Source organism: Dyadobacter sp. BE31, from assembly GCF_031457695.1.
Lineage (GTDB): Bacteria > Bacteroidota > Bacteroidia > Cytophagales > Spirosomataceae > Dyadobacter.
The window spans coordinates 57,090-67,460 of sequence record NZ_JAVDXA010000006.1 but is presented as its reverse complement, the minus strand read 5'-3'; the positions used below and the strand labels follow the sequence as shown (position 1 = coordinate 67,460).

The following is a 10,371-nucleotide window of genomic DNA, read 5'->3' as shown; positions in this document are numbered from 1 at the left end:
ATGCCGATACAACTTATTCAAGCGACCATCAACGATCTGGAAACCGTCAGACAAATTGGAATAGACACCTTTTATGAATCGTTCGCGTCCGTCAACACAGAGGAAAACATGGCGCATTACCTGAAAACGGGATTCAGTATAGAGAAGGTCGCCTCCGAGCTGAGCAATGCGGATTCGGAGTTCCATCTGGCCTACGATGGCGACGATCTGATCGGTTATCTCAAAGTAAACCACGGTCCGGCGCAAAGCGAATTGAAAGATGATACCGCACTGGAAATCGAGCGGATATATGTGCTTCGGGCATGGCAGGGCCAGAAAGTCGGGCAGCTATTTTATAACAAAGCCATCGACATCGCCCGCGAGCGCAGGTACGCGTATGTGTGGCTGGGCGTGTGGGAAGCGAATGAAAACGCGATAGGTTTTTACAAACGGAATGGTTTTGTGGAATTCGATAAACACCTTTTCACGCTCGGAGACGATATTCAGACCGATATAATGATGCGGAAGGAGCTCTAAGCGCTCGCACAGGAGGCATTCGGGTTACCCGACGGCCTCCTGAATTTTCAAAATTGCGCCGGCAAACGCTTCCATATCCGCCTTCTCTCCCAACATGGCATGTTGGAGAATCCATACCGCGTCGGTATCGCAAGCCTGCTCTGCAACCGGGCAAAAGGTATGGCTGTAATCCGCGCTGTCCGGAATGGCATAGCACAAGAAGGTTTTATTCTGAAAAAGCGGCTGCTTGTACAGCGGATGCGGGTAACCCTTGAAACTCGGCACGCCTTCGGCCGCCAGCATGGCTGCAAATTCGCTCTTAGGCAGCCCACCGAATTTCGTCGCGTCGTATTTGAATATGTAAATATGATAGCCGTGCAGCGTAATGGTGTCGTTGCGTTTTAGAGGCGAAACCCCCTCAATTTTTTCCAACAAAACATTCAAATACAAGCCATTGGCATTCCTGCGCCGGGTCTGTTCTTCCAGGCGTTTGAGCTGTTCCGAGAGCAGTACGGCCTGCATTTGGGTAATGCGGTAGTTGCAGCCCGGATTGTAATGCTCATACCACTGCCCGCCCTCGATCCGGCCTACGTTACGCAGGGAATGCATCATTGCGTACAATTCATCGTCGTCGGTGATGACAATGCCGCCCTCCCCGGACGTCAGGTTTTTGGACGATTGGAAACTGAAACTACCCACGTGCCCGATAGAACCCAGCTTTTTACCTCGGTATTCGGCCCCATGCCCATGCGCGGCGTCTTCGATCACTTTGAGGTTATGCCGCTGCGCAATCTCCATGATGGCATCCATATCGCAAGCCAGCCCGCCGAAATGCACCGGAATAATCACTTTCGTGCGCGGCGTTATCGCCGCCTCAATGGCCTTGGGGCTGATATTGTAAGTCTCGGGGTCGATATCCACGAAAACAGGCACGCAGTTACATTCAATCACCGACGAAGCCGTGGTAATAAAAGTGTAAGGCGGCACAATCACCTCGTCGCCGGGTTTCACGCCGCACGCCATCAGCGCCAGCCGGAGCGAAACCGAACCATTGACGCACGTAATCGCATATTTGCTCCCGCAATAATCCGCAAACGCCCGTTCGAAACGCTCCACCTCGTCCCCGCAGTCGGGGTTACCCCATTTACCACTCGCAACGATCGCGGCGACTGCATTCACCTCATTTTCGTCATAAATAGGCCAGGGAAATGTCTTGTCGATGGTTTTGGGACCACCGTTGATCGCGAGTTGTGCTCTTTTGCTGCTCATGGGTTTCGTGTTCCGGAAATGTCGTGCCCGTTTTTAACGGGAATACTATCCCAAAAGCGAATCGGGCTATTTCCTCCTGCCCCGGGAGTAGTTTATAGCCTTTTTAGGCCAAAATCCAGTATTTATCCCACAAACCCTTAGTCGCATTCCGTTCATGAATAACAGACAATTACTTTATGCCCTGCTTGTTGCGGGAATTTCATTGGGCACCGCCTGGGCCATACGCGGCCAGTTTGGCCACGAGCAAGGCGCCGCGTGGGCCGGTGGCATTGGCGGGTTGAGTATCGTTCTCATCGCCAAACGTAAAGACTGGTATGCCAAAGCGTTTCAGCTCGCATTGGCTTCGGCGGCAGGCTGGGGCATCGGGGGCATTATCAGCTACGGGATAGTAGTCGGCTACGCACGCGGGCTCGAATTCGGGAATGTCTATTATGGATTTCTGATGCTCGGCATTATCGGCGGGCTGTTCGGACTGATTGGCGGCGGGCTGTTCGGACTTACATTGGCCTCCTCACGCGAAAAGCCGGTACAATGGCCGCAACTAATCACCGAAATGACCGTGGGCGCCATCCTGTTTTACTACCTGCTGATCGAACAACTCGGCTGGCTCATGACCCCTCCGCGGTCGGAAGCCTGGGCTGCCTGTTTCGGTATGACCGTCGCGCTGTTCTGGTATATGATCCGTCACAAGCAGCGTTCTACCATTAGGCTGGCCGTTTTCGCCGGATTAGGCGGTGGTTTCGGGTTCGCATTCGGCAACTTTTTGCAAGTAATGGGCAATGTTTCCGGCATTCATTTCAATTTCTGGAATGTAATGGAATACTCGATCGGCTTTTTCGGCGGAGCAGGAATGGCATACGGCACATTCACTTCCGAATGGGAAACCACCGACACGCAGGCGTCCCGCTCGCGGCTACTTGCGCCCATTATCATCCTGGCGCTCGTCATTCCGTTCTTCGTTTGGGATCAATCATTTAAAACCGAGAGGCTGGTAGAAACAATCCAGAGTTTCGATCCGCTGGCAGATGCGGCCGGTGTTACCACCTACGTGCAATGGGTGGCGTTGCTGCTGGTACTTGCTTTCGCAGGTTATACTTTATTCAAATATTACATTCAAGTAAAAACACCGTTTCGGGAACTCCAATACGAGGATATCCAACGGTTCTTCTTCCTTAACCTCGGTCTCTACACAATTTACAGCATCCTCATTACCTGTGCGTTCATGAGCCTGTACCGCATCGAGCAATACCTTTACATCCTCAATGTGGCCGTATTGGCCATTCTCGTCAAAAAAACACAGGCATCGTTCTCGGATCGCGGGCTGAATATCAGCCGCTGGGCCGTCAACTTTATATTCATCGTCGCCATTTTCGCCATCCTTACCGCCGTTGCCATCAGCACCCACGGTGAATTGAATGGGGCTAACCGGCGGTTTGAATAGCTCCAAATGCAGAAAGAGAAAGAGCCATTCCGAAGATTTCAGAGTGGCTCTTTCTTTTGTCAATTAGCGGTGCAATCCTAATTCTTTCAATGCTCGAATCACCTTCTCCGGCTCGTCAGTCTGAATAATGTTGGCACCTTCCCTGGTGAGCTCTTTGAGCGTTTCGCGGGCATTACCCTTCCTGATTTCCGCATCTGGCTTGCCCAATGCATTGATCCAAACCCTTGCACCTTTGCTCCTGATCAGCTTCGTAACCTCAGGCGTATAGAAATCCTCATCAATGTGGATCACTTCCGGCTTAAAGCGCGTTAATGCCGAATCTGCCATCGCCAGCGAATGGGCCCGCGGCATGAGCATGAACTTTTTGGAAGCAGCGTCTACTTTGGAAAGAATTTCATAGTCGCTGTCGAAGAAGAATACAAAATCCTCTCCGCCCACTTTTTTCACTACTTCAATGACCTTTTCGATTTGGTCGGTTTTCAGGTCCAGATCGACCAGGATGCGACCTTTTGCGATTTGCAGGGCTTCTTCCAATGTCGGGATCGTTTCTTCCGTGATTTTGCCGTTGGAAACGAGGCGTAGCTTCCGCAGCGCTTCAAAGGTTTGCGTTTCGAGATTGCCCTTACCGGTTGTGGTACGATCCACTTTGCCGTCGTGCATGAGCATTGGAATACCGTCCTTACTCACTTTTACATCAATTTCTATGATATCAACGCCCAATCTGATCGCCTCCTTGATCGCGGGCAACGAATTTTCCGGCAGTTCATGGTGCACGGCACGGTGCGATGCTACCAGTACATTTTTAGAGGTCGGGTTCAAAAACTCTTTCCTGATCGGTCCGACTTGCGCGTGGGTTTTAAAAACAACGGATAATAACAGAATAGCGGGTAATGTAATGCGGGTCATTATAATTGAAATTGTTGAATACTACTTGGTAATAGTCAGCTCGTCTTTTAACTCGCCTTCGGGATTGTAACATTTGTAATACAGCGTGTTGCCCTTGATCGACACGTGCTGGTAAAGCGGGCCGTCTTTGTACCTCACCACGGCATAATCCTCCTTCGGCCAGCGTTCCTGCTTGCCGGGAATGCTGATAGACATCAGGTAAATGGTACCCTTCGCCGGGCTGGACACCTCTTTGTCGTTGAACATCGGCTTCGTACGCAAGTAGTAATGCATGTGCCCGCTCATGACCATATCCACGTGGTATTTGTCAAAAAGCGTACACCATTCCCGCTTGATCTCGTCGTAAGGCTCTTCAAAATTGTACGGCGGGAAATGGAACATCGCAAACTTCCATTTGGCTTTCGAGTTCCTGAGCTGGTTTTCGACCCAGGCGGTCTGCTGTGGCACGGAAAGCGTCGCGTCGATCATCAGGAACAATGCGTCCTGATAGTGGAAAGCGTAAGTCATTTCGGAAGGCTGACCGGCAGGCCCATTTTCCGGCAGACTGAACATCTCCTTGTACATCCACGCGCCCAGGCCATCCTGGCTGTCGTGATTACCGGGCACCGGCATCAATGGCCGCGTCGTGAACGTCGATCCGGCATGCGCCCAGAGCTGGTCCCAATCATCGCGGTGCAGGCCGGTGGTTACCAGGTCGCCCGCGATGGAAAAGAATGCCGTTTCAGGATGCCGTTTGATCGACTTTTGCGCCATATCGCCCCAGATAGGCGAATAATGAGTGTCACCAAACCAGATGAACGAGAAGTCTTTTACACGATCAGAGGCTGTCTGGAATGACGATGCCGCCGACCATCGCGCTTGCCCTGTACCGATCGAATAATGGTACAACGAGCCGGGGCTCAGGCCTTTGAGGTGCGCGGTAAACCGGTTTACAAACCGGTCGTTCTGCAACAGCCTGTCTTCCATATTAAATGCAGTAGCATCCTTAAAAAGCGTGTCGGATGTCCCCGGCTTCCAGTATTTCACTTTACTTCTCAGCACTTTCGGGCTGGTGCGCCACTGGATGTTCGCGGTAGTGGCGGGGTCGCCGCTCCATGTCATCACCACCTGGTCGGGTTTTTCCGAAGAAGGTGTGGCGGTTCTCCGGAATGCATTCACGAGATGCGCCTCGCGTGCGCGCCCCCGCACGGTTGTGAAGAGCGTCTGACCTTCCAGCTCGTCCGGAACTTCGGTCAATACGAGGCTATCCCAATCGTGGTAGGTAAATGCCCCTTTTTGGAGAGTACTCAATGCATATTGTGCAGGCACAACGTTCGAAACCGTGAGCTTCTCTGCCTTTTCCAATGGCGCCACGCTGATGAAATACACCGGCCGGTCTTTATCAAAACCATTAATACCAAGCCCTACCTGCCCTTTATCGAAATCCTTCTGCCAGACTTCGTAAGTATACTCCTCGTTTTTGACGAGCATTTGCGTTTTCTTAAAGCCGCTCTTTTGAAGCCAAAAAGGCAGCACGGCCTGACCGGTATGCCGCATCAGCGACACCCTTACCGGCACATTCACTTCGAAAGTCCAGAAACGTGTTGCCAGTGTTTCCTTGTCACGGTCGCCGAGCACGCTCAGAATATAGCTATCCGAAATCGTGTCCAACTGCGCAGGTGTGAGGGTTTCGTACAACCGCGTTACTGCGCGGTCTATTACCTCTTTCACCGTTCTTTCGGGTTGTTCGGCGCTTAGTGCGAGAGACATCCAAACCGGGCATAGCAATGCCCACCAGCGCAATTTTTTGTTTTTGATCATGGCTATTTCAAATTTCCCATTAGTATAGATACATCTATTTCAGGGATTTACAGAACCGACTTATTATCCGTTAAAAACACCCTTGTACTCTCGGTGTAGACATTGCCTTGCGGCGTTTTATATTTCAAATCCACATAAAATGCCCGGAATCCGCTGGCCGGCAACTCGGCGGTTACCTTTACATTGGATTTCTGGCTGATTTTCAAACTTCGGGCAGTCCAGGTATCATTCCGCAAATCCTGGTCCGGCGAATTGGCCGACCACAGGATCACATCCACCAATGCATCCGGCGTGGTTTTAATGTCCAGATTTACCTTCCGGTTGGCGACCGACTGGCTCCATTTGCATTCGGTATACGGCCGTTTGTTAATCGTTGCGCCGAAGAATGCGCTCAATGCTTCCATCGCCTGCTTGCCGTCGCCAAGGTCGTGGCCTGCGTTGGGCACATAATGCAGCATGTTTTTACCGGGGATCTTGTCGAGGTAGTTTTTGATATTGTCCACCACCCAATACTCGTCATTTGTCCCCATGAAAATCATCTTCGGCATGGTCAGTTTGGCGCGGTATGAATAGGGGTCGATCATGGCCGTAATGGCCTGCCCATCCGGCGAGCCGGTCGACTGCGGAATACCCAGTTTCACATAATCCTCGATCTGAACGCTGTAATCGCCCCATGATTTGATCTGATAATCGAGACTTACAGGCATATTCAGCACATCGATCACCATCGGCGCGATCGCCTCCACGCGCTTGTCGCTCGCGCCTGTGAGCCAGGTGGTCCAGCCCCGCTTGGATGCACCCGTTACCACGAAGCTGTTCACCGTATGTTTCAACTCCTTTTGCGCAAACTGCTGCACCGCATCCATCGCCTTTACCGCGCTTTTTACCATTGGGAAAAGCAGCGGCCAGGTATAATCCTTGTCTTTTTTGAAGTTGTGTAAGGTGTAGGAAATCAACGCATCCTCGGTAAGATCACCGAAAAACGGCTGGTTGGGCGTCTGTTTAAGCAATGCCACAATGGCCTGGTTGGTTGTAGCAACGGCACCGAGCGACCCGTACATTTTTTCATCCTTTTTGCTGTTCCAATTGGGCTGTTCGTTTGTATTGGAACCGCCCGTGATAAAAAGCAGCGCGTCGTCGTGCCGGTTTTCTTTGGGTACAATCAGCGTCAGCTGGTGCGTCCAGGTGAATTCCCGCCATTTCTGAGAAGTCAGCAGGATCTGGTAAAATGTCAGATCGTCGCGTTTGAATGTCTCTTTCAACTCCCATTTGAAGGTTTTGTCGCCATTGTTGAGGTAGCTCTCCAATGCGTTTTCCGGGGTCACCTTTTGGGCGTTCGCAAAAACGATCGCTACGAGGGTCAGCAATACGGACTTAACGGCTATTTTCAAAAACATGATCACTCGTATTTGGGTTGAAAAATCGATTTCACTTGCCTGCGGCGGCCTGCGCAGGCGCCGGACTGTCTTTTACTAATTTCAATGCCTGTTCCATATAAATCTCCCCGGTCATTTCGCCGAGGCTTGTCCGGCTCACATATTCATATCGCTTAAAACTGTTGAAATCAACCTTCGTAAGCATATAGCCGAAGGCGTCGTTCGTCAGTCCGAAAAGGAAAGGCTGTTTGGTATTCATATGCCTTTTGACATAATAGCCAATATTCGGCAATGCTTCACCCGGAACTGTCAGCACCTGAGCCGTGCCGATATTCAGCAGGTTGAGCTGCGTCACAATACGGTTGTCTCCGGCCATTTCATTTTTAATAGGTGATTTTTGCAGGATAAAACGCATAATCTCCGAATCCACCGGGAACTCAATCCTGCGGGAAACGCAGTACACGTCCGGGTTTTCCTGCACGGCTGCGTCCTTCACGATCCGCATCGCCTCATCGGCCAGCAGCTCGCCTATCCTTTTGCATTCATTCCAATCATTGGCTTCTTTGCCGTTTTCGAGGCGGTTGTCGGCGGTAACCATGCCGCCCTGCGCGCCGTTTATAAAAATGGCGGTGCCTCCGCCCTGCGATTCAATGCGGTCGTACAGCGGCCCGCAAAGGTCCGGGCTCAAAATTCCCCTCCCCGACCCGATCACTTCCGGGTGTATTGCGTAGTTCACGAGCGTGGCAATAGGCTTCCCTTTGTTGGCCCCTGCGCTGGCCACAGCCTGGATCACGCCGCAACGGGGATCATAAAGCTGGTCGGCATAGTAGTTATAGGCAATCTTGCCTTTCGCATCGGCTACGGCTATTTTCAACGAGGCATCTTCCAGTTTTCCAACGGCCTCATTCACAGCGTCGGCGATTTGTTGAACACAACGGTCGAGGTAGGCCATATCCGCAAATGATTCCCCTTTCTCATTGGGAAAACCATAAGCGTCGGGCCCGCTATGCGTGTGTGTAGCGCCTATGAGCACATTCTCGGGCGCAATGCCTTTGATCAGCTTCCGTGATCTGTTGCCCAATGCAGCCGGCCAGCCCAGGTTATCCACATTCACAATAGCAATCCTGACCGCCCCTTTTTCCATGACAAATGCCCTCGCATACAGCTCGCCGTTCTTTTGCGTGGCTTTTTTTGGAGTACCAATCCCACCGGAAACCGGTAAAAGCGGATCGGGCGTAATCACCCGCACAGCTGCCGCAGCCCTGAAATGCTGCCCGACTGTGACCTTGCTCAGGCACAGGCATAAAAAGCAAATGAGAATGACCCTGGCTTTCATTTTACAAGGGGTTTACCGATTTAAAACTAAACCGGAACTGAGGGATGATCCCGACAGTCCCGGTTTTAAATACTCACCTTAAAACAAATATGACTACCACGGCTTGCCGGTTCCTTGCAAAAGCCATTGCTTAGACCAGGCGCTGTTGCCGTTGTCTGCCTGCGAATAGTTGGTCACTTCAAGCTTGCTTACGGCAGCTTCCGCATTCGATTTGTTGATACGCAACTCATCCTGCATATAATAGAATCGTACAGGCAACACCTCACGCTTGGCCGCAGGGCCGGCTTTCAGAGCAGGCAGACCGGTCCGGCGGAAATCGAACCACGCTTCGGTGGCGGCTGTCCAGCTGGCGATCCATTTCTGTTCGAGCACTTGCTTCACAGTATTGTCGAAAGCCACGCCCGGCGTCGCAATGTAAGTCGCGTATTTGTCGGCTACTGTCCAGGTGGTCATCGAGGCTTTCACGCCGGCTTCGTAGCGGTCTTTCGCCACACCGGCAGCCCAGCCCTTCAATGCGGCTTCGGCGAGGATGAAGTTCACTTCCGCAGCGGAGATGAGCCGTGCACGTAGCAGCGGGCCTTTTGCCGCTTTGTAAATGTTATTCAGGAAGGAAACGTGCGGGTTGTACGATGTCTGCCCTGGTGTCGGGTTGAGGTTATAAGCAGACGGCAACGCCGAAAAGCTTGGCGGCAAACCTACATATTCCGGATCCGTATCTACTTGTGTATTCTTCACTTTGTCCGGCGAAAGGATGCGCTTCCCATCCACGATTTTATCGGTTCCGGCGGGTTGGGTCGGATCTACTACCAATGGAATCTCCACTTTGTTGGCCCAGATTCCCAGTCGCGGGTCTTTCAGCGTCTGCAATCTCTCGACCAATGTCGCGCACATTTTAATGCGGCGGTAGTTGCTTCCGCTGGCGTCGATCACGGTGTTGGCAGGCCATGAATCCGCTTCACTGTTGCCGGGGAAGCCCATTGTAGCATCATCGGCATTGGAAGTAATGATAGGATAATTTGCTGCATTAGCCACGATTTTCTCGATACCTGCCTTGGCAATGTCAGGCTGCTTGGCCGAAATCCGCATGTAATAACGAAGCAAAAGCGAATTCGCCATCTTGCGCCATTTGGCGGGGTCCCCGCCGTAGTAAACGTCTACATTATCGACGATACCTTCATAGTCGGCTTTCGATTTGGAAAGCAGCCCGTTCGCTTTTTCCAGATCGGCGATAATTCCGGCGTATATCTTGTCCTGGCTATCGAATGACGGCAGGATGTCGGCCGTTGAACCGGCTTCGCCTTTCAGCGCATTGGTGTAAGGTGCATCGCCCCAGAGATCGGTAATCAGACCGAACATGAACGATTTCATGACCAAAGTAACCCCCTGGTGAAACTCGTAATTCGCTGCCACCGCTCTTTGGTATACCAGATCATTGTTGCGGAGTACGTCGTAATACGCATTCCAGCTCTGGTCGCCGCCCCAGTCGTAGTCGTTATGTCCGCTCGACCATGCGTCTTTCTGCGTGTGCTGCACTACGCCCGCGATGTCCTGGTAGCCCAGGTTGACGTACAGTTTCGCAGCCTCGGTCAAAACCGTCGGCAATACCAGGTTGGGATTCACCGTTTCCGGAGCTACCCCATTCGGGTTTTCATTGAGCTCCGTCAGGTCCTTACAGGAAAAGACCATGCATGCCAGTAGCAGCGGTATGATGACGAATTTGTTATGAAGTTTTTTCATGAGTTTATTTA

Annotated in this window: 8 protein-coding genes; 2 read left to right on the top strand and 6 right to left on the bottom strand. The window is 51.8% G+C overall.

The window, feature by feature from the left end; all coding sequences use genetic code 11:
• On the top strand, nucleotides 1-516 hold the full coding sequence (locus J2Y43_RS25950; RefSeq protein ID WP_309990121.1) for a GNAT family N-acetyltransferase: 516 nt from the start codon (nucleotides 1-3) through the stop codon (nucleotides 514-516).
• 24 nt (nucleotides 517-540) lie between these two features.
• On the opposite strand, the gene J2Y43_RS25945 is transcribed toward J2Y43_RS25950, so the two are convergent.
• Complete coding sequence (locus tag J2Y43_RS25945) at nucleotides 541-1,764, bottom strand: DegT/DnrJ/EryC1/StrS family aminotransferase (RefSeq protein WP_309990124.1); 1,224 nt, start codon at nucleotides 1,762-1,764, stop codon at nucleotides 541-543.
• 154 nt (nucleotides 1,765-1,918) lie between these two features.
• Between J2Y43_RS25945 and J2Y43_RS25940 the strand changes: the two genes are divergently transcribed.
• Complete coding sequence (locus J2Y43_RS25940; protein WP_309990127.1) at nucleotides 1,919-3,205, top strand: hypothetical protein; 1,287 nt, start codon at nucleotides 1,919-1,921, stop codon at nucleotides 3,203-3,205.
• Nucleotides 3,206-3,268: 63 nt separating this feature from the next.
• On the opposite strand, the gene J2Y43_RS25935 is transcribed toward J2Y43_RS25940, so the two are convergent.
• From J2Y43_RS25935 to J2Y43_RS25915, 5 genes are all read right to left on the bottom strand, one after another.
• Nucleotides 3,269-4,111, bottom strand: a complete 843-nt coding sequence (locus tag J2Y43_RS25935) for a glycerophosphodiester phosphodiesterase family protein (protein ID WP_309990130.1) — start codon at nucleotides 4,109-4,111, stop codon at nucleotides 3,269-3,271.
• Between the two features lie 21 nt (nucleotides 4,112-4,132).
• A complete protein-coding gene (locus J2Y43_RS25930; RefSeq protein ID WP_309990132.1) occupies nucleotides 4,133-5,911 on the bottom strand; it encodes a metallophosphoesterase family protein in 1,779 nt (592 codons plus the stop codon).
• 47 nt (nucleotides 5,912-5,958) lie between these two features.
• A complete protein-coding gene (locus J2Y43_RS25925; RefSeq protein ID WP_309990135.1) occupies nucleotides 5,959-7,308 on the bottom strand; it encodes a PhoPQ-activated protein PqaA family protein in 1,350 nt (449 codons plus the stop codon).
• Between the two features lie 31 nt (nucleotides 7,309-7,339).
• Complete coding sequence (locus J2Y43_RS25920; protein ID WP_309990138.1) at nucleotides 7,340-8,623, bottom strand: hypothetical protein; 1,284 nt, start codon at nucleotides 8,621-8,623, stop codon at nucleotides 7,340-7,342.
• 93 nt (nucleotides 8,624-8,716) lie between these two features.
• Entirely contained in the window at nucleotides 8,717-10,360 is a 1,644-nt protein-coding gene (locus J2Y43_RS25915) for a SusD/RagB family nutrient-binding outer membrane lipoprotein (RefSeq protein ID WP_309990140.1), read from the bottom strand.
• Between the last annotated feature and the right edge of the window lie 11 nt (nucleotides 10,361-10,371).

What these genes read in the sequence shown, in the direction of transcription:
- J2Y43_RS25950 (WP_309990121.1), top strand. Translation starts at nt 1, where the DNA reads ATGCCGATACAACTTATTCAAGCGACCATCAACGATCTGGAAACCGTC.
- J2Y43_RS25945 (WP_309990124.1), bottom strand. Translation starts at nt 1,764, where the DNA reads ATGAGCAGCAAAAGAGCACAACTCGCGATCAACGGTGGTCCCAAAACC.
- J2Y43_RS25940 (WP_309990127.1), top strand. Translation starts at nt 1,919, where the DNA reads ATGAATAACAGACAATTACTTTATGCCCTGCTTGTTGCGGGAATTTCA.
- J2Y43_RS25935 (WP_309990130.1), bottom strand. Translation starts at nt 4,111, where the DNA reads ATGACCCGCATTACATTACCCGCTATTCTGTTATTATCCGTTGTTTTT.
- J2Y43_RS25930 (WP_309990132.1), bottom strand. Translation starts at nt 5,911, where the DNA reads ATGATCAAAAACAAAAAATTGCGCTGGTGGGCATTGCTATGCCCGGTT.
- J2Y43_RS25925 (WP_309990135.1), bottom strand. Translation starts at nt 7,308, where the DNA reads ATGTTTTTGAAAATAGCCGTTAAGTCCGTATTGCTGACCCTCGTAGCG.
- J2Y43_RS25920 (WP_309990138.1), bottom strand. Translation starts at nt 8,623, where the DNA reads ATGAAAGCCAGGGTCATTCTCATTTGCTTTTTATGCCTGTGCCTGAGC.
- J2Y43_RS25915 (WP_309990140.1), bottom strand. Translation starts at nt 10,360, where the DNA reads ATGAAAAAACTTCATAACAAATTCGTCATCATACCGCTGCTACTGGCA.